The sequence below is a fragment of the Candidatus Pelagibacter sp. HIMB1746 genome (assembly GCF_052047555.1).
Lineage (GTDB): Bacteria > Pseudomonadota > Alphaproteobacteria > Pelagibacterales > Pelagibacteraceae > Pelagibacter.
Map to the genome: position 1 here is coordinate 263,875 of NZ_JBNAJZ010000001.1, position 21,406 is coordinate 285,280.

The 21,406-nt window shown below is 30.8% G+C and carries 19 protein-coding genes; 15 read left to right on the forward strand and 4 right to left on the reverse strand.

Annotated features, from left to right (window positions below):
• Positions 1–12: 12 nt before the first annotated feature.
• The gene (locus ACTTBM_RS01435; protein ID WP_440634414.1) at positions 13–540 is read right to left on the reverse strand and encodes a cytochrome b; all 528 of its coding nucleotides are present in this window, start codon (positions 538–540) and stop codon (positions 13–15) included.
• Between ACTTBM_RS01435 and ACTTBM_RS01440 the strand changes: the two genes are divergently transcribed.
• The 3 genes from ACTTBM_RS01440 (at position 535) to ACTTBM_RS01450 (ending at position 4,040) form a co-directional block, all read left to right on the forward strand.
• Positions 535–1,002, forward strand: a complete 468-nt coding sequence (locus ACTTBM_RS01440) for a c-type cytochrome (RefSeq protein ID WP_440634415.1) — start codon at positions 535–537, stop codon at positions 1,000–1,002. The genes ACTTBM_RS01435 and ACTTBM_RS01440 overlap by 6 nt on opposite strands.
• A gap of 78 nt (positions 1,003–1,080) precedes the next feature.
• Positions 1,081–3,510 (forward strand): FAD-dependent oxidoreductase, encoded by a 2,430-nt coding sequence (locus ACTTBM_RS01445; protein ID WP_440634416.1) that lies wholly within the window; start codon positions 1,081–1,083, stop codon positions 3,508–3,510.
• Positions 3,511–3,518: 8 nt separating this feature from the next.
• Positions 3,519–4,040: a hypothetical protein gene (locus ACTTBM_RS01450; protein ID WP_440634417.1), complete on the forward strand. Its 522-nt coding sequence runs from the start codon at positions 3,519–3,521 to the stop codon at positions 4,038–4,040.
• A gap of 284 nt (positions 4,041–4,324) precedes the next feature.
• On the opposite strand, the gene ACTTBM_RS01455 is transcribed toward ACTTBM_RS01450, so the two are convergent.
• The 3 genes from ACTTBM_RS01455 to ACTTBM_RS01465 are packed head-to-tail and all read right to left on the reverse strand — an operon-like array spanning position 4,325 to position 7,578.
• Positions 4,325–5,182, reverse strand: coding sequence for an NAD(P)-dependent oxidoreductase (locus tag ACTTBM_RS01455; RefSeq protein ID WP_440634418.1), 858 nt, complete (start codon positions 5,180–5,182; stop codon positions 4,325–4,327).
• Positions 5,183–5,195: 13 nt separating this feature from the next.
• Positions 5,196–6,059, reverse strand: coding sequence for a DMT family transporter (locus ACTTBM_RS01460; protein ID WP_440634420.1), 864 nt, complete (start codon positions 6,057–6,059; stop codon positions 5,196–5,198).
• A gap of 13 nt (positions 6,060–6,072) precedes the next feature.
• Positions 6,073–7,578, reverse strand: coding sequence for a UxaA family hydrolase (locus ACTTBM_RS01465; protein WP_440634421.1), 1,506 nt, complete (start codon positions 7,576–7,578; stop codon positions 6,073–6,075).
• Between the two features lie 47 nt (positions 7,579–7,625).
• Between ACTTBM_RS01465 and ACTTBM_RS01470 the strand changes: the two genes are divergently transcribed.
• From ACTTBM_RS01470 to ACTTBM_RS01525, 12 genes are all read left to right on the forward strand, one after another.
• Positions 7,626–9,410 (forward strand): IlvD/Edd family dehydratase, encoded by a 1,785-nt coding sequence (locus ACTTBM_RS01470; protein ID WP_440634422.1) that lies wholly within the window; start codon positions 7,626–7,628, stop codon positions 9,408–9,410.
• A complete protein-coding gene (locus ACTTBM_RS01475) occupies positions 9,411–10,379 on the forward strand; it encodes a 2-hydroxyacid dehydrogenase (protein ID WP_440634423.1) in 969 nt (322 codons plus the stop codon).
• 124 nt (positions 10,380–10,503) lie between these two features.
• Positions 10,504–11,520, forward strand: a complete 1,017-nt coding sequence (gene dctP, locus ACTTBM_RS01480) for a TRAP transporter substrate-binding protein DctP (RefSeq protein WP_440634424.1) — start codon at positions 10,504–10,506, stop codon at positions 11,518–11,520.
• Positions 11,521–11,579: 59 nt separating this feature from the next.
• Positions 11,580–12,149: a TRAP transporter small permease subunit gene (locus ACTTBM_RS01485; protein ID WP_262590473.1), complete on the forward strand. Its 570-nt coding sequence runs from the start codon at positions 11,580–11,582 to the stop codon at positions 12,147–12,149.
• Position 12,150: 1 nt separating this feature from the next.
• Positions 12,151–13,473: a TRAP transporter large permease gene (locus tag ACTTBM_RS01490; RefSeq protein ID WP_075506115.1), complete on the forward strand. Its 1,323-nt coding sequence runs from the start codon at positions 12,151–12,153 to the stop codon at positions 13,471–13,473.
• The gene (locus ACTTBM_RS01495; protein ID WP_440634425.1) at positions 13,470–14,339 is read left to right on the forward strand and encodes an NAD(P)-dependent oxidoreductase; all 870 of its coding nucleotides are present in this window, start codon (positions 13,470–13,472) and stop codon (positions 14,337–14,339) included. Before ACTTBM_RS01490 ends, ACTTBM_RS01495 begins: the two co-directional genes overlap by 4 nt.
• The gene (locus ACTTBM_RS01500) at positions 14,336–15,079 is read left to right on the forward strand and encodes an SDR family oxidoreductase (RefSeq protein WP_440634426.1); all 744 of its coding nucleotides are present in this window, start codon (positions 14,336–14,338) and stop codon (positions 15,077–15,079) included. The genes ACTTBM_RS01495 and ACTTBM_RS01500 overlap by 4 nt, the downstream gene beginning before the upstream one ends.
• 21 nt (positions 15,080–15,100) lie before the next feature.
• Complete coding sequence (locus ACTTBM_RS01505; RefSeq protein ID WP_440634427.1) at positions 15,101–15,943, forward strand: fumarylacetoacetate hydrolase family protein; 843 nt, start codon at positions 15,101–15,103, stop codon at positions 15,941–15,943.
• Positions 15,944–15,949: 6 nt separating this feature from the next.
• On the forward strand, positions 15,950–17,122 hold the full coding sequence (locus tag ACTTBM_RS01510; protein WP_440634429.1) for a mandelate racemase/muconate lactonizing enzyme family protein: 1,173 nt from the start codon (positions 15,950–15,952) through the stop codon (positions 17,120–17,122).
• A complete protein-coding gene (locus ACTTBM_RS01515) occupies positions 17,115–18,026 on the forward strand; it encodes an SMP-30/gluconolactonase/LRE family protein (RefSeq protein ID WP_440634430.1) in 912 nt (303 codons plus the stop codon). The genes ACTTBM_RS01510 and ACTTBM_RS01515 overlap by 8 nt, the downstream gene beginning before the upstream one ends.
• The gene (gene ppc / locus ACTTBM_RS01520) at positions 18,001–20,691 is read left to right on the forward strand and encodes a phosphoenolpyruvate carboxylase (protein WP_440634431.1); all 2,691 of its coding nucleotides are present in this window, start codon (positions 18,001–18,003) and stop codon (positions 20,689–20,691) included. The genes ACTTBM_RS01515 and ppc overlap by 26 nt, the downstream gene beginning before the upstream one ends.
• Positions 20,692–21,399, forward strand: coding sequence for a cytochrome c biogenesis CcdA family protein (locus tag ACTTBM_RS01525; RefSeq protein WP_440634432.1), 708 nt, complete (start codon positions 20,692–20,694; stop codon positions 21,397–21,399). It abuts the gene before it with no gap.
• Positions 21,400–21,406 lie beyond the last annotated feature (7 nt).

Consider the following 21,406-nt stretch of genomic DNA (forward strand, 5'->3'; position numbering starts at 1 on the left):
GATGATTAATTATTATAATATTTTTTTTAATAAATTTTCTTTAAAGAATAATTTATGAATTATTACGGCACTTACATGTAAAGCAACTAAACCAATAAGTACATAGTTTGATATAATATGAATGTTATAAAATTGATCAGCTAGTTCAAAATTGTCCTTTATTTTTATTTCTTTTAAAAAAATCACTAGAGGTTCACCGTTAAATAGTTTCTTTAAAATTCCTGAGATAGTTATTGATAAGACTGCGATGTATAACAATAAGTGATTTAGTTTAGCAATAAACCTTTGCCCCATAAAAGTAGCAGGTCCTAACTTTGGTACTGGATTAATCAAATTATTAAGTAACCTAAAAATAATAACGTAAAATATCCCTAGTCCAACCAATACATGAATATTTTCAATAGTTATTCTGTTTTCACCAAAATCTAAATCAACTAAATAAAAGCCAAGAGGAATTTGAATTAATAATAAGATCGCACTTAACCAGTGCATTAACTTTGAAATCAGTCCATATTCTGTTAAGGTGTTCTTAACATGCATAACTTATTAAAACATAACAAGAAGATCTTTGGTACAATAATATTATCTTTAATTATGGTGTTTTCTGGCTCATTAGCTAATGCTGAGTTGTCAGTAGAAGATATTATTAAAAGTAGAAAAGCACTATTTAGTAAGAATTATAGTACCGCTAAGAGGGTACAATCTTTTTCTTCAAATGGAGATTTTGATGAAGCGATAGAATTAATGAAAGAAATGAATGAAAATTACATTACTTTATTAGATCTATTTCCAGAAAATTCTAAAGAAGGATTTAAAACAGAAGCACTACCTATAATTTGGGAAGAAAAAGATGCTTTCAACGCATTAATGCAAAAATCTGCTGATAATATGATCAAACTCACCTCTATTATAGAAGATGCAGATGATATTAGAGGAACTCTAGGAAAATTAATGTGGGCAAATTGTAAGGCCTGTCATTCCAAATATAGAAAACCGCATTAATAAATTCATATACCCATTTTGGTTAATTAAAATTAATTTTGTTTAATTAATTTAAAATCTAAGTAGTTTCATTTTTTTATGGATAAAATTCAGTCTCACGCAAAGCTCGTAATTGTTGGTGGTGGAATAATGGGAGTTAGTTTGCTCTACCATCTTACAAAAGAAGGATGGAGTGATGTCGTATTGATAGAAAAAAGTGAACTTACTTCAGGATCAACTTGGCATGCTGCAGGTCAATGTCCTCATATGTTAACGAGTTTAAATCTTGCAAAAATACATCTTCATTCAACTAACCTTTATAAGTCACTAGAAAAAGAAACTGAGCAACCAACAGGATTTCATGAAACAGGAAGTTTAAGGTTAGCATATACCAAAGAGGATCTTGAGTGGTTTGATTATACTAAAGGAATTTTAGATATAGCTGGTTCTCCATGTTCAATTATATCAACAGAAGAAATTCATCAATATCATCCCTTTATAAAGTTAGATGGAATTAAAGGTGCTTTTTTAACTCCAGAAGATGGCTATACAGATCCAACCAGTACAACAAATGCAATGGCTAAAGGAGCAAGAAATAGTGGAGCCAAAATTTATAGAAAAAATAGAGTAACTGACATTGAACAATTGCCTTCAGGAGAGTGGAAAGTAATTACTGAAAAGGGTGACATTATTTGTGAGCATGTTGTTAACGCTGCAGGAAGTTTTTGTCCAGAAGTAGCACAGATGGTTGGTTTAAAAAATGTTCCAAGTATAAATATGATCCATCAATACCTAGTTACAGAAGCACATCCTGAAATAGAAAAATTAAGTAAAGAATTACCAGTTGTCAGAGATCCAGACTCTTCTTCTTATCTAAGACAAGAGGGTAAAGGACTTTTAATTGGTCCTTATGAAAAAGATGTAGCAGCTTGGGCTTTAGATGGAATGGATTGGAAATTTGATATGGAGTTGTTAGATCCAGATCTTGATAGAATTGCAGAACACTTAGAAAAAGGAATGGATCGTATTCCACAGTTTAAAGATGTAGGTATTAAAAGAATTATATGTGGTCCTATTACACATACACCTGATGATAACTTTTTAGCTGGTCCTGCACCCGGACTTAAAAACTTTTGGATGTTTTGTGCAGCAAGTATTGGAATTGCTCATGGAGGGGGAGCTGGAAAATATATGGCTCAGTGGATTGTGCATGGTGACTCAGAAATAAATATGATGGAATTTGAACCAAGAAGATACATGAGTTGGGTTGATAAAAATTATTCAGTTGAAAAATCAAAAGAGCAATATCGAAGAATGTATGTAACTCCAATGCCTAATGATGTTGTAGAGGTTGGAAGACCAATGAAAACAACACCAATTTACCAAAAGTTGAAAGAAAAAGGTGCTGAATATTTTGATTTATATGGATGGGAAAAACCAGCTTGGTTTAATAGAGATAATACTAAAGAAGAATTAAGTTATAAAAGAAATAATTTATTTCCTATAATTCAAAAAGAATGTCTACATGTTCATAACAATGTAGGCTTGATAGATCTATCAACTTTTTCAAAATATGAAATTACTGGAGAAGATAGTTATAACTTTTTAGATAGACTTTGTGTTAATAGAGTTCCAAAAAAAGATGGAAGTATTGTTTTAACTCATCTTTTAAATGATATTGGAAGAATTCAAACTGAACTAACTTTAACTAAATTAAAAGATAACCATTATTACGCATTATCAGGTGCAGTATCAGAAATTAGAGATTTGGATTGGCTAAATCAGAATAAAAAAGAAAACGAAAAAGTTGAAATTAAAAATATAACTTTAGATAAAGGTGTAATTGGTATCATAGGACCAAAATCAAGAATGGTTTTACAAAAATTAACAGATAAAGATTTAGGAAATGAAAATTTCCCTTGGTTAAAAAGTAAGGAAATAAGTTTAAGTAACATAAATGTAACAGCCTTAAGAGTAAACTACATGGGTGAACTAGGTTGGGAACTGCATCATGACTTTAAAGATATGGAAAAACTATATGAGTTATTAAGCGAAGCTGGTAAGGAATTTGATATTATAGATTTTGGAGCTCATACAATGAATTCTATGAGGATTGAGAAGGGATACAGAGGTTGGGGGTCAGAATTAACTCCAGAAATTAGTGTAGTTGAAGCAGGCTTGGAAAGATTTTTTAATATTGAAAAAAAATCTGAATTTAAAGGGGCCAAAATTGTATCAAATTTAATAAAAAATGGCCCAAAGATTAAATTAGTTTATATGGAAGTTGATGCTGTAGATGCAGATGCTCATGGAAATGAACCAATTTACTCTAATGGTAATATAGTAGGTCTTACCACATCAGGTGCATACGGGTACAGAGTAAACAAAAGTTTAGCCTTTGGATATGTCAAAACTGAATTTGCTAAAGTTGGAAATGAGTTTTTGATCAAAATCCAAGGAAAAGATGTTAAATCAAAAGTTATTGATGAACCTGCTTTTGATGTAAATAACGATAGGCTAAAATCTTAAAATAAACAATGCTTCCAGTATCAGTAACAGATCATATAGAGGAATACGTTTCTCAAGAGATATATGTTCAAGTTGCAATAATTAAGGGTAAAGAAAAAATTTCTACAGATTCAGCAATCAAAAAATATTTTGTTAGTAATCATTTTAAAGAATTAAGTTTAGGAAAGCCTTACGATCATTTTATTGATGGTTTAAGAGACAAATGTTTGGGCAAATTAAAAAATTCTCCTATGAGAAATACAGAAACTGATGATGAAACAATTATAATGTTACAAAAAAAATTAAAGGAATTAAGTGAAGTGGAATTAGAGGATACTTACTGGGAAATAGAAACTGGAGAATTTTTTTCAGGCGAGCAAATTAAAGAGTTAGAAAAAGATCGAGATAAACTAATTACAAAATTAAACTCAAGAGATGAAAATGAAGTTGTAAAAACAATTTTTAAATTTTGTGAAATTTATGAAAAGTTGTGTGAAAAAAAATATCCAGAAGCACCACTTCCGCTAGAAATATTAAAGTCTAAAAATTAATTTTTTTAAGGGTTCGCTCTTTAGTTGATACCTAAAGAGCTCCCTTTTTATCGCCTCTTTGGCATTAAATCCAAACGGATTTTATTATTTTAAGTTTTTTTATATCTAAAGATCTTCAGCTAAGTATCAGGTGGTAGCAATTTTAACATAAACCTCCTTCATATAAAAAGGTAATTATATCAAAATTATTTTCAATAAATTTATTTGCATTTAATGCAAATATATAAGTTGAATACAACCTACTGCTTTAGTAGATTCCCGATATCTTATTTAACTTCCTTCAATTATTTTTTATTTATTAATTCACTAATAAAGTTTTCTCCATAACCATCATCAACAGCTTTTTGAAAATAATTTTTATTTAGTTCAGCAACTTTTTCAGCTTCAGGAAAATCTTTTAAAAGATCTTGAATGTACGTTAAATCTTTAACAGAGTTACTTGCAGTAAATTTAAATCCTGTGTAATCACCTTTAAGTAAATTATCAAAAACTCTGTTTAGAGCCGCAGAGTTTCCAGATCCTAGCTTTGCAACATCAAATACTTTTTTTAGATCTAATCCTAATCCAGTAGCACATTTTGCTAAATGATTTACTAATGCTCCATTTCCTAAAGATAAAAAGTTATTTAAAAGTTTTGATTTTGCACCCATACCTACTGGACCAAAATGAAAATAATCCTTACAAAATATATTAAAATAAGGTTCTGCTATTTTAAAATTCTCATCTGACGCTCCGACAATACCGCCTAAAACACCTTCTTCTGCTTGAACAGGCCCTCCCATTACTGGGCATTCAACATAGTTAATATTATTTGATTTAAAAATTGCCTCAGTTTCAATAGAGCCAGTTTTATTGTGAGTAGTAATATCAATCACAATTGTTTTATCATTTAATATATTAGATAATTTTTCTGAAATAGATTTTGCAATAGGTGTGTTGGTAACACACATAAATAAAGCATCTAAATTTTTAGACGCAAAATCTTCAAATGACTTAACTTCTTCAGCTCCTTCGCTTACTATCTTTTCAATAGGTTTACGATTTTTGTTAGCAATTACAAAAAGATTATTTTTGTGCTTAATGATGTTTTTAGCAATTCCATAACCCATATAACCAACACCAATAAAACCAATATTTTTCATCCAACCTCCTAATTTAACTTTTTTTACCTTCAGTTCTTATAAATAATAAACCAAATATTATAACACCCACAACACCCACAATCTTATTTACATCAAAAGGTACACCAAAAATGAAAAAATTAAAAATTGTAGACCAAACTAATTGAGAATATTGAAAATTTGTTACAAAAGATAAATTTGATAATTGAATTGCATATATAATTAAAGAGTGGCTCACAAAGCCTGCAATACCAAGCAGTGCTAAGTATAACCAAAAAATATTATTACTTAATGGTTCCCAGTTAAAAAAAATATAAACACTAAATATTATTGCTCCCAAAATAGAAGTATAAAATATTGCTGCAAATGGATCGTTATCACTAGATACAACTTTTGTAAAAAATTGGTAAAGCGCCCAACATATAGGTGGAACGATTGGAAAAATTAAATCTATACTAAATATTTTCATGCTAGGACTTAAAGAATAAACAATTGAACTGAAACTAAGGAGCATCAAAAGAATTCCTTTAAAAGTCAAAATATCTTTTAAAAAATAAGCAGAAAGCAAAGCAACAATTAATGGGGCTGTAAAGAAAACTACATAAATATCTACTAGGTCAAACTTTTGAAGAGAAAAAAACATAAACGATGTAGCTGTCACCATTAATGTTGATCTAATTATTTGTACTTTAAAATTTTTTTTTAAGTTTACTTTCGGCTTAAATATTAAAAAAAATACAATTAAAGACACAAGATGAAAAAAAAATCTTCCCCAAATTGCTTGTGTAACAGGCATGACTGTTCCTAGGTATTTTGCTGTAGAGTCCATACAAACAAACATAAAGAAACCACCGGCAGCTAATAAAATAACGTTTAATAAAGATGTTTGATTTTGCACTTTAGGAAAATTTTTACATTACAACGCCTACTTGCCAAGGATTAAACTCCTCGTCACCGTAGCCATTGATTTCACTCTTAGATTTATTTCCTGATGCAGTATTTACTACTAATTCAAATATTTTTTGACCAACTTCTTCAACTTTTTCTTTTCCTTCAGCTATTGTTCCACAATTAATATCCATATCTTCCGACATTCTTTCAAACATTGCTGAGTTGGTTGATAGTTTTAAACTTGGAACTGGTTTACATCCAAAACAAGATCCTCTTCCAGTTGTAAAACAAATTACATTTGCGCCTGATGCAACTTGGCCTGTAACAGATACTGGATCATATCCAGGTGAATCCATAAAATTGAAACCTTTATTTTTTAAAGGTTCAGCATAATTCAATACATCTTGTAAAATTGAGTTTCCACCTTTAGCAACTGCTCCTAAAGATTTTTCTAAAATAGTTGTAAGTCCACCTTTTTTATTTCCTGGTGCAGGGTTGTTATCCATAGAACTATTGTTTATTGATGTATAATGTCTCCACCATTCAATTCTTTTTATTAATTTATCTGCAGTTTGTTGAGAATTAGCTCTATTAATTAATAAATGTTCTGCTCCATAAATTTCTGGAGTTTCTGATAAAATTGAACTTCCACCTTTTTTTACCAAAAGATCAGCAGCAACTCCCAATGCAGGATTAGCTGTAATTCCTGAATAACCATCAGATCCTCCACATTGTAAGGCTAAAGTTAAATGACTAACAGGTTGCGATGTTCTTTGAACATTATTTGCTTCAGATAATAGGTTTTTTATTTGAGATAATACTTTATCAACAATTTTTTTAGTTCCACCTTCATCTTGGATTGTTAGAAAATGAATTCGGTTATGTTTCTTTAAAGATTCGTCGAACAAACTTACTTGCGCACATTCACATCCTAAACCGATAACAAAAACATGAGAAAAATTTGGATGATTTTTAAAACCATCAATCGTTCTTTGAAAAATTTGCATTCCCTCACTTTCAGTATTCATTCCACATCCTGTTGAGTGAGTAATAGGCACAATTCCATCTATATTTGGATAATCTTTTAAAATTTCTGAATATTTTATTTTTTCAACAATCATTTTAGTAACTGTTGCAGAGCAATTAACGGTACTAACTATTCCAATATAATTTCTTGTAGCTACTTGGCCGTTATCTCTTAAAATTCCATTAAAGAAAGTATCTGCTTTTTCTTCAATATTATTTGATTTATCAGTTACTTTAAAATCTCTTTTAAACTCTCTAAATTCTAAATTATGAGAGTGAACATGCTCTCCTGGTTTAATATCATTTAAAGCAAATCCAATAATTTGATCATATTTTATAATAGGATCACCTTTTTTAATCTCTTTTAAACATACTTTATGACCAAAAGGGATTGGATCTAAAGTACTTATATCGTGACCTTCAATTTTAGTTTTTTCTGGTATGATAAATTGACTTACGCCAACATTGTCATTGCCATTTAAAACTATTAGATTATTCATTAAAATATTATATAACTATTATTTCTTGCAAACCATTATTAAAATTTATGCCTAAAAAAAGAAAAAAAGTCTTTAGAAGTCAGCAGTGGTTCAATAACCCAAAAAATCCAGATATGACCGCATTATATTTGGAAAGATATTTAAACTATGGTCTTACGAGAAAAGAATTACAATCAGGAAATCCAATTATAGGTATTGCTCAATCGGGCAGTGATCTTTCTCCATGTAACAGACATTTTATGTCTTTGACTAAAAGAATTAAAGATGGGATCAGAAGAGCTGGAGGAATTCCAATGGAATTTCCAACTCATCCTATTCAAGAAACTGGAAAAAGACCAACAGCTATGCTGGATAGAAATTTATCTTATTTATCTTTGGTAGAAGTTTTGTATGGTTATCCAATCGATGGAGTTATTTTAACTACAGGGTGTGATAAAACTACTCCTGCAGCATTAATGGCAGCAGCCACAGTTAACATTCCTGCAATAGTTCTTTCAGGTGGCCCAATGTTAGATGGAGTTTACAAAGGAAAACTTGCCGGATCTGGATTAGTAGTTTGGGAAGCTAGAAAAATGTTAGCTAAGGGAGAAATTAAATACGAAGAATTTATGGACATGGTTGCATCTTCTGCGCCAAGCGCTGGTCATTGCAATACTATGGGAACAGCATCTTCTATGAATTCAGTTGCAGAAGCTTTAGGCATGTCCCTACCTGGAGGAGCTGTAATTCCTGCACCTTATAGAGAAAGAGAACAGATTTCATATGAAACTGGAAAAAGAATTGTTGGAATGGTTCATGAAGATTTAACACCATCAAAAATTATGACACGTAAAGCATTTGAAAACGCAGTAGTAGTTGCAAGCGCAATAGGTGGATCAAGTAACTGCACAACTCATTTAAGTGCAATAGCTAAACACATGGGAATTAAGTTTGATTTATCTGATTGGCAAAAATTAGGTCATAATATTCCTTTGCTAGTAAACTGCCAGCCAGCTGGTGAATATTTAATGGAAAGTTTTCACAGAGCAGGTGCAATACCAGCTGTTATGAAAGAATTAATTAAGAATAAAAAAATTCACACTAATATAAAGACTGTAACTGGAAAGACAGTTGGTGAAAATTTGAAAAAGAAAATTGATGTAGATAGCAAAGTAATCAAAACATTTAAAAATGCTCTAACAGAAAAAGCTGGTTTTTTAGTTATGAGAAGTAATTTCTTCTCATCTGCAATAATGAAAACATCAGTAATCAGTAAAGAATTTAGAGATCAATATCTATCAAACCCTAAACATCTGAATGCTTTTGAGTGTAAGGCAATTGTTTTTGAAGGTCCTGAAGATTACCATAAAAGACTTAATGATAAGAAATTAAAAATTGATGAGAACTCAATATTAATTGTTAGAGGATGTGGTCCAGTAGGTTACCCTGGTTCTGCAGAAGTTGTGAACATGCAACCACCTGACAGATTGTTAAAAAAAGGTATTAGACATCTTCCTACTTTAGGAGATGGAAGGCAAAGCGGAACATCTGAAAGTCCTTCAATACTTCATGTGTCACCAGAGTCTGCAGTTGGAGGAGATTTAGGAATAGTTAAAACAGGTGACAAAATTAAAATTGATTTAAATAAAAGAAGAGTTGATTTACTAATTTCTCAGGCTGAGTTTAAGAAGCGAAGAAAAAATAGAAAGAAATTTAAAGCAAATAATCAAACTCCTTGGCAAGAAATATTCAGAAATACAGTAGGTCAATTAGATGATGGTGCTTGTATTAATTCTAGAGGAAAATATTTGGATGTATCTCATACAAAAGGTTTACCTAGAGACTCACATTAAATGAAACCAAAGATATTAGTTTCTAGAAAAATTTCAGATTTAGCAGAAGAAAAATTAAGTAAAGAATTTGATGTAACATTAAATCCAAAAGACGAGCCAATTCCAGAAAGTGAATTAATTAAGATAATAAACGACTATGATGGGATGATTTCTACAGGATTTGATAAAATTGGAGAAAATTTTTTTAATAATCTAAATGGTAAATTAAAAATCATTGCTCAGGTAGGAGTAGGGTACGATAATATTTCTGTTAACTCTGCTTTAGAAAAAAAAATAAAAGTTACCAATACACCTAACGTGTTAAACGAAGCTGTTGCAGAACTGACTATTCTTTTAATATTAGCTGCCTCAAGAAGAATTGGCGAAGCTTATAATTTAGTTAGAACTGATAATTGGAAAAATCAAAAACCTGACTTAACTAAATTTATGATTGGTAACTCAGTTACTGGCAAAACTTTAGGTATTATTGGTATGGGACGAATAGGAAGAATGGCTGCTAAAAGTGCAAAAGCATTTGGAATGAAAATAATTTATTATAATAGAAATAAGTTGTCTGCAGATTTAGAAGATGGTGCAAAATATTATTCAGATTTAAATTTGATGTTACCAAATTGTGATTTTGTAAGCATACACACACCAGCTACCGCAGAAACAAAATACATTCTTAATAAAGATACAATAAGCTTATTACCAAAACATGCAGTTATCATAAATACATCAAGGGGATCAACAATTGATGACGATGCATTAATTGATGCATTAGAAAATAAAAAAATTTATGCAGCCGGTTTAGATGTTTTTAACAATGAACCAAATTTAGATAACAGATATTTAAAACTAGATAACTGTTTTGTACTTCCTCATGTAGGTAGTGCGACACATGAAACACGTCTTGCAATGAGTATGATGGCAGTTGATAATATTTACTGTTTTTTCAATAAAAAACCCTTGATTTCAGAAGTAGTTTAGAACAATTCTATTCTCTGTGTTTATAAAATATATATAATTTCTATATATAATAACTAAACTGATTTAATTGAAATAGAAAATCATTTATGATTAACTTTCAAAAAACATAAACGAGAGGAAGATAATGTTTAAATTAATATCTAAAACTTTAGCAGCAGTGGCTATGGTTTCAGTTGCTTTATTTGGCTCTGCAAATGCAAAGACTTTAAAGATTGAAACTCACTTTACTGCTAGCTCACCAAATGGTGAAGTTGCGGCTCAGTTCGCAAAAAATGTAGAAAAGTTTTCTGGTGGAAGCTTGAAAATTGAAATGTTCTACTCATCTTCAGTAACAGGTAAATCTGCTGAGGTATTTAACTCTGCACAAACTGGAATTATCGATTGTGATATGACTGGTGCTGGTTACCAAACTGGTAAAAATGCAGCGTTCCAATTCGCAGGTGATGTAATGGGTGGATATGATAACCCATACCAACAATATGAATTCTTGAACTACCCAGGTGCTCAAGAAGCTGTTGATGCATTATACAACAAATATGGAATGACTTTAATTGGTTGGTGGATACCAGGACACGAGTCTTTAATATCTAGCAGACCAATTCCAGATGTTGCTTCATTGAAAGACTTTAAATTTAGATCACCTCCAGGAATGGAAAGTATGATCTTTACAACTTTAGGTGCGAAACCAATCGTTATGGACTTTGGTGAAGTTCCTACAGCTTTACAAACTGGTCTAATCGATGGTGCTGACTATTCATCTTTAGCAACTAACTATGCTGGTGGACACTATGAGCAAAACAAATATGCTACATACCCAGGTTTCCACTCTATGCCGGCTGACCACTTAGCTTGTAACACAAAAGTATGGAACAAGTTAAAGCCTCATGAGCAAGGTGCTATGAAAGCAGGAATAGAAATCGCTGGAAGAACTATTACTAGCTTAGTTGAGAGAAAAAACGCTGAAGCTGTAAAAGCTTTAAATGAAATGGGCGTTACTCTTCATGACTGGTCTAGAGAAGATAGACTTAAATTCAGAACAGCTGCACTTGCTGCTTGGGAAGAATGGAAGACTAAATCTCCAGAAGCTGCGGCTTTAATCGAAATACACAAAGCTTACATGAAAGCTAATGGTATTATGTAATAAATAAATTTTGAAGGGCCTGAAAAGGCCCTTCGAATAAAATCTAAAATTTTTACTCAATGATAGATAAAGAGTTACAAGAACAGAATGAAAAAGTAGCGAGTAAAGATGATTTTCCAATTAATTGGATTGATAGAGTTTCCTTATTTTTAAGTCACACAATAAAATATTTAATTCCTGTAATTGTAATTGTGATGATGTATGAAATTTTTATGCGATATGTATTATTTAAGCCAACCTTGTGGGCAAATGAGTTATGTTTATGGCTTGCTGGTGTTTGCTATTTGGTTGGTGGAATATATGCAACTAGATTAAGAAGCCATATTAGAATAGTTTTACTTTACGACTGGGTTGGAAGACCAACTCAAAGAATTTTTGACTTAATTAGTACTATAATTATTGTTCTTTTTGCTACAGCAGTAATTTATGGTGGATGGGAAGATGCACACAGATCTTTCACTACCTGGGAGAGATTTGCAACTTATTGGGATCCTCCAATTCCAGCTACAATGAAACCACTTACACTTTTATGCGTATTTCTTATTGCAGTTCAATCAGTAAATAACCTAATCATTGATTGGAGAAATCCAAAAGAAAAACAATACGACCCTTCTAAAGAATTAAAGTAATATGGAATTTGAAATAGGAACACTCTCGATAATATTAATAGTGGGATTGTTAGCACTAATATCTATTGGTGTTCCGATGGGATTTGCATCAGGTTTCATGGGTGCAGTACTAGTATTTTTATACATAGGTGAGCATGCATTAGGAATATTGCTTTCGAGGTATTACTCACTGGTTGTTACTTATTCTTTTTTATCAGTACCTTTGTTTATCTTTATGGCCTCCTTGCTCGAACGCTCGAATATTGCACGAGATCTTTATGATGCTTTAAACGCGTGGTTAAGAAAAACTAGAGGTGGAGTAGGTGTAGTTACTGCAATCATGGCAACTATCATGGCTGCAATGAGTGGAATTATTGGAGGAGAAATAGTTTTATTAGGATTAATTGCATTACCGCAAATGTTAAGACTTAAATATGATCAAGACATGTCTATTGGTATTATTTGTGCATCTGGATCTTTAGGAACAATGATACCTCCATCAATTGTTTTAATTATTTATGGATTAACAACAGAGACTTCTATTACGATGTTATTCCAAGAAGCAATTGTTCCAGGTTTAATGATTTCAGGTTTAATTATTACATACATTCTTATTAGAACAAGGTTACAACCTCATTTAGCTCCATTGAGTGATGAGCCGGCTTTAACTTTAAAAGAAAAAATGTCTTACCTTCCAGGTCTACTTCCACCAATTGGAATTGTAATTATTGTATTAGGTTCAATTTATTCTGGAATGACTGGTATTACCGAAGCAGCAGGAATGGGTGTTGTTGCGACATTAATTATTATTTTTGCAAGAAAAGAACTGACATGGTTTTTATTTAAAGATGCATTAACAAGAACTTTCAAAGCATCTGGAACAATTTTAACTATTACTTTTGGTGCAACGGTTTTAGCAGGAGCTTATTCTCTTGCCGGTGGACCGAAATATGTAGCAGAAACAATTTTAGCGTATGATTTGAAACCAATGTATTTAATTTTCATGATGCAGATTATGTTCTTAATTATGGGAGCATTTATGGACTGGGTTGGAATCGTATTATTAGCAATGCCAGTATTTTTACCAATTGTAATTGCACTTGGTTTTGATCCTATTTGGTTTGGAATATTATTCTGTGTAAATATGCAGGTTTCATTTTTAAGTCCACCATTTGGGCCCGCCGCTTTCTATTTAAAATCGGTTGCTCCTCCACACATATCTTTAACAGATATCTTTAGAGGTTTTGCTCCATTTATAGTAATTCAGTTAATTGTATTAGCATGTGTTATGTTCTTCCCTGAGGCAATGACACAAAATTTCCACGAGTTTAAACCAAAACCATGATAACAATTGGATTTATTGGAACAGGCCTAATGGGCCTTCCAATGGCTAAAAATATATTAAAATCTGGATTTAAATTAAAAGCCTTTAATAGATCAATAGAAAAAGCAGAACCACTAAAAGAGTTTGGTGCAGAAATTTCAAAAACTATAGGTGATGTAGTTAAAGACAGCGATTTTATTATTACTATGTTAACTGATGATAGTGCTGTAGATGCAATAACTTCTAGTTCAGATTTTCTAGACAATTTAAAATCAGGCTCAACAGTCATTGATATGAGTTCTGTAAAACCCACAACAGCAACAAAACATGGAACTAATTTAAAATCAAAAAATGTAAATTATTTAGATGCACCAGTTTCAGGAGGAACAATCGGAGCAGAAGAAGCTTCACTAGCTATCATGGTTGGTGGTGAACAAAGTGTTTTTGATAATTCTGAAAAAATTTTAAAAGCAATGGGAAACCCAACATTAGTTGGACCTATTGGAAGTGGACAAGTATCAAAACTAGCAAATCAAATTGTTGTTGGAGTTACAATAGGAGCTGTTGCAGAAGCCATAACATTGTGTGAAAAAGCTGGAGCAGACCCAAATAAATTAATCAAAGCTCTTTCTGGTGGATGGGCAGATAGTAAAATACTTCAAACACATGGAAAAAGAATGATTGATAAAGATTTTAGCCCCAAGGGTAAGACTTATACTCATTTGAAAGATATGAATAATATTTTAGAATGTGCAAATTCTTATAATACTCATTTACCTATTTCAAATTTAGTTAAAGAAATGTATAAGACTTTAGTTGATAATGGTCATGGTAACACTGATCACAGTTCACTTTATAACGAGATTGAAAGGATAAATAAAAAATGAGTGGAAGACTTAATGGGAAACAAATTGTTGTAACAGCAGCAGGACAAGGAATTGGAAAAGCAACAGCAATTGCATTTCATAAAGAAGGAGCTCATGTAACAGCTACAGATTTAAACGATAAAACTTTAGCAGAATTAAATAAAGAATATCCAGATATTAAAGTTACTAAATTAGACTCAACTGATAACAACGCTATCTTAGAATTTACTAAAACTCTTGATAAAGTAGATGTTTTATTTAATGCAGTTGGATTTGTTCACCATGGAACAATATTGGAATGTGATGAAAAAGATTGGGATTTCTCATCAAATGTAAATGTGAAATCAATGTATTTTATGTGTAAAGCTATTTTACCTTTAATGGTCAAACAAAATGGTGGAAGTATTATTAATATATCTTCATGTGCATCTAGTTTTAAAGGTTTTCCAAATAGATTTGTTTATGGAACAACAAAGGGTGCGGTGATTGGTTTAACAAAGGCGATTGCAGCAGATTTCGTTAAACAAAATATTAGATGTAATTCAATTGCGCCAGGCACAGTTTATTCACCTTCTTGGCAAGATAGGGTAAATCAAAGTCCAGATCCTGTTCAAGCAAAAAAAGATTTTATAGCAAGACAACCTATGGGAAGATTAGGTACAGCAGAAGAAATAGCAGCTGTAGCTGTTTATTTAGCTAGCGATGATTCAACATTTACAACAGGAAGTACAATTCATGTTGATGGTGGAATTTCAATATAATTTAATAACAAAAGGACAATTATGAAATTATTAAGAGTAGGCCAAAAAGGACAAGAAAAACCAGCAGCTTTAGACAAAGATGGTAAAATTAGAGATATCAGTTCACATATTTCAGATTTAAATCCTGATCATTTAAATTTTGAAACTATTTCAAAATTACAAAGCGCTGATTTAGAAAGTCTTCCAGAGATATCTTCAAGTGAAAGAATTGGTTCATGTATTACAAAACCAGGAAAATTTATTGCGATAGGTTTAAATTTTTCAGATCACGCTGCTGAAACAGGAGCAGAAGTTCCATCTGAACCAATTACTTTTATGAAAGCAACAAGTTGTATCAATGGTCCTAACGATGATATCGAAATTGTGTCTGGTTCAAAAAAACTAGACTGGGAAGTAGAATTAGGAATTGTAATTGGAAAACATACAAAACATATTTCAGAAGCTCAATCACAAGATCACATTTTAGGTTATTGTTTAGTTAACGATATTAGTGAAAGAGAATGGCAAATAGAAAAAATGGGTCAATGGGTTAAAGGAAAATCTCATGATACATATGGACCAATTGGACCTTACTTGGTAACAAAAGATGAAATTGCTGACATCAACAATTTAAAAATGAGTTTAGATGTTAATGGTCAAAGAATGCAGACTGGAAATACTAATACTATGATTTTTAATGTTAACGTTATTGTATCTTATTTAAGTAAATTTATGTCATTACAGCCAGGTGATATTATTACAACTGGTACACCTCCAGGAGTTGGTATGGGAATGAAACCACAACAATTCTTAAAAGCTGGTGATACAATGAGATTATCAATTGAAAATTTAGGAGAGCAAAACTCTAAAGTAGTTGCTTTATAATCTTTTGTGAAAATAACTTCTATTAAAAGTCATGTACTTAAATATGAGTTAGAGAAAGAACTAGGTTATTCACAACAATATTATAAACACCGAACAGCCCATTTGGTTGAAGTACAAACTGACGAAGGTATTACAGGATGGGGTGAATGTTTTGGTCCAGGTAATATTGCTTTAGCCAATAAGTTCATTGTTGAAAAGGTAATTCAGCCTTTAATAATAGGCGAGGATCCTTTGAATAAAGAACATATCTGGCAAAAAGTTTACAATCTTTTAAGAGATAGTGGTCAAAAAGGAATGCCAATACAAGCTTTGTCAGGAGTTGACATAGCTCTATGGGATATCTTAGGAAAAAAAACAAACTCTCCTCTTTACCAACTTGTTGGTGGAAAATGTAATAATGAAGTTCCTGTATATGGATATGGAATGATGTTGCAAAAAAAATCAGTTGATGAGCTAATTCCATTGTTTGAAGAAGAGGCTAAACAGATTAAATCAAAAAACTTTAAAGCAATGAAAATGAAGGTTGGATTAGGTCCAAAAGAAGATTTAAAGTTAGTTCAAGCAGTTAGAAATTCTATAGGCGAAGATTTTAAATTAATGGTGGATGCTAACCATGCTTATAATTTGAAAGATGCTCTTTATGTTGGAAAAGGACTTGATGAACTAGATGTTTATTGGTTTGAAGAACCTGTCGCTCCTGAAGATTACAACGGTTATCGAGAATTGAAAAAAAATATATCAACTAGTGTAGCTGGAGGTGAGGCAGAATTTACAAAGTATGGATGGAATAAATTAATTAACAATGATTGCATTGATATAGCTCAACCTGAGGTATGTGGATTAGGGGGTATTACAGAATATTTGAAAGTTGTAGCCTTGGCGCAGGCTAACTTTGTTCCTGTAATTAATCATGTTTGGGGATCTGCTGTAAGTATAGCGGTAAATCTTCATTTATTGACTGCACAACCAGATATGCCAGGGGGATTATTCCCAACAAAATCTATGCTCGAATTTGATACAACAGAGAAAAATATCTTTATTACAGATCTACCAAAAGAAAATTTTTCAATTTTAGATCAAGTTAAAAACAATAATGGATTTGCATCAGTGACAGACAATGTAGGTATTGGTATAAATCCTAATGAGGACTTTATTAAGGAGTTCGAAGTAAATGAATAAAATTAAAACTACAGAGCCAAAACCTATTTGGAAAATAAGATGTACTTTAGGCGAAGGAACACTTTGGGTTAAAGAACACAACTCAATTTATTTTGTTGATATAAAGAAAAAGAAAATTTGTTCTTTAAATATAAAAAATAAAAAAAAGAAAATATTTAAAGTAAATAAGGAAGTAGGTTTCATTGCTCACATAAGAGATCATATATTTGTTCTAGGATTGCAAGGTGAAATAAGAATTCAAAATTTAAAATCAAAAAAAGTTTTAAAATCGATACCTATAGAACCTAAATTAAAATTGAATAGAATAAACGATGGTAAAACAGATCCTGCTGGAAATCTTTGGTTTGGAACTATGGATAATTTAGAGAGAAAAATTGAAAAAGGATCTTTGTATAAATTAGATAAAAATTTAAAATTAACTAGAGTTGATAAAAATTATAGAATTACAAATGGCCCAGCATTTATCGATCAATATAATTTTTACCACACTGATAGTCCTAAAAAAACTATCTATAAAATTAAGATAAATAAAAATAATAAAATAATTAGTAAAAAAATATTTAAAAAATTATCTTTAGACGAAGGTTCACCAGATGGAATGACTGTAGATAAGAATAAAAATTTGTGGGTTGCACATTTTCGTGGGGCATGTGTCTCAGTATTTAATAGTAGAGCAAAATTAATTCACAGAATTAAGTTTCCAGCCAAAAATATTACTAATTGTGCGTTTGGTGGTAAGAATAATCAAGAACTGTACGTTTCAACAGCTACAAAAGGAATGGACAAGGCTGATTTGCGAAAATTTAGATATTCAGGATTCTTTTTTGGTGTAAAAACAAACACAAAAGGAGTTTTACAAAAAAAATTTATTTTAAGTAATGAAGCAGAGAGATCTTTACTATGAACGAATACCTACTAAGCTTTTAAGAGAAGATATAAGATTATTAGGTACTTTTCTTGGAAGAGTAATTAAAGATCAAGAAGGCACAAAATTTTTCAATATTGTTGAGCGATTAAGATTATTATCTAAAAACACCTTATTAGATAAAAATAAAAGTAAGGTATTTTCCAAAATTTCAAAAGACATAAGAAAGCTTTCACCTGAAATAACTTTTAAAGTCACTCGAGCTTTTTCACATATTCTAAATTTAATGAATTTAGCTGAGTCGTTAGATGCTTCTAGAAAACTTAATGAATACGATAATCCATATTTTAAGAACAAAAAACAAAATCTATTTATTGAGGATATAATCAACAATCTATTTAAAAATAGAAAAATCTCTGACAAAAAAATTTATGATCAGGCAACAAAACTTGATATTGGAATAGTACTCACAGCACATCCAACAGAAGTTAAGAGAAGAACACTAATTCAAAAATACGCAAATTTAACTACTTTGATGGAGCAACGCCATCTATATAAAAAATACCCTGCAAAGATTATTGAAATAGATCGAAAACTGTATTCGGAGATAGCCATTATTTGGAAAACTGATGAATTAAAAAGAACCAAACCATCACCACTAGATGAAGCTAGATGGGGTTTGGCTGTAATAGAGGATAGTTTATGGGACACAATTCCAAGAGTTTATAAAAGGTTGAATGATATTTTTAGGAAAAATTTAAATAAAGATCTTCCCAGAAATTTTAATCCTATTCAATTTGGTTCCTGGATGGGTGGAGATAGGGATGGAAATCCAAATGTTACATCTGAAGTAACAAAAAAAGTGATTTTATTTTCAAGATGGCAAGCTGCAAAGTTATACGAAAGAGAACTTACAAAATTAATTCAAGATTTATCAATGGAAGAATGTTCACAAGCAATAAAAAAAGTTACTGGAAATAGTTTTGAACCTTATAGAGTTTATTTAAGACCTTTAAGAGACAAAGTAAGAAGAACACATCAGTTAATTGAAGCACATATAAATTATAACAAACCATTAGATGAAAATAAATTACTAAAAGATAAGTATGAAATTATAAATCCATTAAGAGAAGTTAGAACATCCTTAAACATGAACAAAGGTCAACATATTGCAAATGCAGATTTGTTAGATTTGATAAGAAGAGTTAGATGTTTTGGAATAAATTTAGCAAGATTAGATATCAGACAAGAGTCTGATAGACATGAAAAACTTTTAAATGAAATATTTAAAAAGAAAAATAAAATAAATTATTCACAATTACCTGAAGAAAAGAAAATTAAATTACTTAATAAATCAATAAAACAAAAAAAATCTTTTGTTCATAAAATTAATTTAAGAGACAAAGAGAATTTAGAAGTTTGGAGAACATTTAAGCAAATATCTAAAGAGCCAGAGCAATGTATGGGTGCTTATGTAATTTCAATGACTTCAAAAGCATCTGATATTTTATCTGTTTATTTATTGCAATTACAGGCTGAAACAAAGAATTTGTTAAGAGTAGTACCACTTTTTGAAACTTTAGATGATTTAAAGAATGCCAAAGGTGTTATGGAAAATTTATTTAAACTTCCTTGGTACAGAAAAATGATCAGCTCAAAACAAGAAGTAATGATTGGATATTCAGACTCTAGTAAGGACGCCGGAAAACTATCTGCAAGTTGGCACCAATATAAACTTCAAGAAGAACTTAGAAATTTAGCCAAAAAATATAAAATAGATCTTGTATTTTTTCATGGAAGAGGAGGATCTCCAGGAAGAGGAGGAGGACCAATTCAGGCAACTCTTAAATCTCAACCATCTGGAACAGTAAATGGAAAAATTAGAATTACTGATCAAGGAGAGGTGATACAGCAAAAATATGGATATAAGCCTTTAGCTGAATACAACCTATGTAGTTATATCGGTGCAGTGATGGAGGCTACTTTAAATCCACCTCCTAGATCAAAACCAAATTGGCGAGATTTGATTCAAAAAATGTCTGAGATTTCTACATCTGCTTACAGAAAGTATTTAAATCAAAGCGAAGATTTTATTAGATATTTTAAAACTGTTACACCACATAAATCTCTTGGAAAACTTGCAATTGGTTCAAGACCCACTAAGAGAAAAAATGTTGATAATATTCAAAGTTTAAGAGCTATTCCTTGGGTATTTGCATGGACACAAATTAGATTAATGCTTCCTGCATGGCTCGGTACAACTGAGGCTTTGAGATATGGATCAATTAAAAAATTTAAAAAAACCATGACAGATATGGAGAGGAACTGGCCTTATTTTGTATCAACAATGGATATTTTGGACATGGTGATTTCAAAGGTTGATCCTGAAATATCAGTGATTTATGAAAACAATTTAGCTGATAAATCTTTGATAAGAATTGGAAAAAGATTAAGGTTTCAATTTGATGCATTGGTCAAATTGCACAATAAAATTACTCCAAAAGAAGTTATAAAAGAGAGGAAAGAGTTTAGAAAAGCTTTATTTATCAGAAACAACTACACTGAGATGCTAAATATTCTTCAGGCAAATATAATGAATAAATTAACACATAAAAAATACAAAAATTTAGACAAGAAATATTTAGACGATGCTTTAATGACATCTATTGCAGGAATTTCTGCAGCAATGAAAAACACTGGATAGATGATTGAATATTTAATTGCTTTTGGAGCAGGGCTAATAAGTTTTTTATCACCATGCGTTCTACCTTTGATACCTGGATATATATCTTTTGTATCAGGCCAATCTCTTAAAGAAATAACTGAGAAACAAAATTTTAATATTGTTCCTTTGATTAAATTTTGTTTTGGTTTTTCATTAGTATTTATCATTTTTGGAGCTTCAGCATCTTTTTTAGGAAAAGTATTGTTAGAAAACTCTCAATCTTTAAGATTAATCGCTGGACTGATTGTTATATTTTTTTCATTACAATTATTAGGTGTTTTTAATTTTGGATTTTTAAATATTGATAGAAGATTTGATTTTAAAAAAATTGATAGTTTTTTCTTTCCTGTGATAATTGGTGCTGCTTTTGGATTTGGATGGACACCTTGTATCGGTCCAATATTAGGATCAATTTTGGCTTTAGCTTCAATTGAAGATACTTTATCAAGAGCAATAATTTTATTAAGTTTTTACTCTTTAGGTTTAGCTATACCTTTTGTGTTATCAGGATATTTAATTCAAAAATTTTTAATTTTTTCAAAAAATATGCGTCAGTATATAAATATTATATCAAAAGTGGGTGGTGCAATTCTTTTAGTAACTGGAATATTAATTATTACAAATAAATTGCAAGCAATTGGGTTTTATTTAATTGAGATCTTTCCTTTTATGCAAAACTTTGGTTAAAGTAATT

What these genes read in the sequence shown, in the direction of transcription:
- ACTTBM_RS01455 (WP_440634418.1), bottom strand. Translation starts at nt 5,182, where the DNA reads ATGAAAAATATTGGTTTTATTGGTGTTGGTTATATGGGTTATGGAATT.
- ACTTBM_RS01435 (WP_440634414.1), bottom strand. Translation starts at nt 540, where the DNA reads ATGCATGTTAAGAACACCTTAACAGAATATGGACTGATTTCAAAGTTA.
- ACTTBM_RS01500 (WP_440634426.1), top strand. Translation starts at nt 14,336, where the DNA reads ATGAGTGGAAGACTTAATGGGAAACAAATTGTTGTAACAGCAGCAGGA.
- ACTTBM_RS01490 (WP_075506115.1), top strand. Translation starts at nt 12,151, where the DNA reads ATGGAATTTGAAATAGGAACACTCTCGATAATATTAATAGTGGGATTG.
- ACTTBM_RS01485 (WP_262590473.1), top strand. Translation starts at nt 11,580, where the DNA reads ATGATAGATAAAGAGTTACAAGAACAGAATGAAAAAGTAGCGAGTAAA.
- dctP (WP_440634424.1), top strand. Translation starts at nt 10,504, where the DNA reads ATGTTTAAATTAATATCTAAAACTTTAGCAGCAGTGGCTATGGTTTCA.
- ACTTBM_RS01440 (WP_440634415.1), top strand. Translation starts at nt 535, where the DNA reads ATGCATAACTTATTAAAACATAACAAGAAGATCTTTGGTACAATAATA.
- ppc (WP_440634431.1), top strand. Translation starts at nt 18,001, where the DNA reads ATGAAGCAGAGAGATCTTTACTATGAACGAATACCTACTAAGCTTTTA.
- ACTTBM_RS01470 (WP_440634422.1), top strand. Translation starts at nt 7,626, where the DNA reads ATGCCTAAAAAAAGAAAAAAAGTCTTTAGAAGTCAGCAGTGGTTCAAT.
- ACTTBM_RS01525 (WP_440634432.1), top strand. Translation starts at nt 20,692, where the DNA reads ATGATTGAATATTTAATTGCTTTTGGAGCAGGGCTAATAAGTTTTTTA.
- ACTTBM_RS01495 (WP_440634425.1), top strand. Translation starts at nt 13,470, where the DNA reads ATGATAACAATTGGATTTATTGGAACAGGCCTAATGGGCCTTCCAATG.
- ACTTBM_RS01445 (WP_440634416.1), top strand. Translation starts at nt 1,081, where the DNA reads ATGGATAAAATTCAGTCTCACGCAAAGCTCGTAATTGTTGGTGGTGGA.
- ACTTBM_RS01505 (WP_440634427.1), top strand. Translation starts at nt 15,101, where the DNA reads ATGAAATTATTAAGAGTAGGCCAAAAAGGACAAGAAAAACCAGCAGCT.
- ACTTBM_RS01475 (WP_440634423.1), top strand. Translation starts at nt 9,411, where the DNA reads ATGAAACCAAAGATATTAGTTTCTAGAAAAATTTCAGATTTAGCAGAA.
- ACTTBM_RS01515 (WP_440634430.1), top strand. Translation starts at nt 17,115, where the DNA reads ATGAATAAAATTAAAACTACAGAGCCAAAACCTATTTGGAAAATAAGA.
- ACTTBM_RS01450 (WP_440634417.1), top strand. Translation starts at nt 3,519, where the DNA reads ATGCTTCCAGTATCAGTAACAGATCATATAGAGGAATACGTTTCTCAA.
- ACTTBM_RS01465 (WP_440634421.1), bottom strand. Translation starts at nt 7,578, where the DNA reads ATGAATAATCTAATAGTTTTAAATGGCAATGACAATGTTGGCGTAAGT.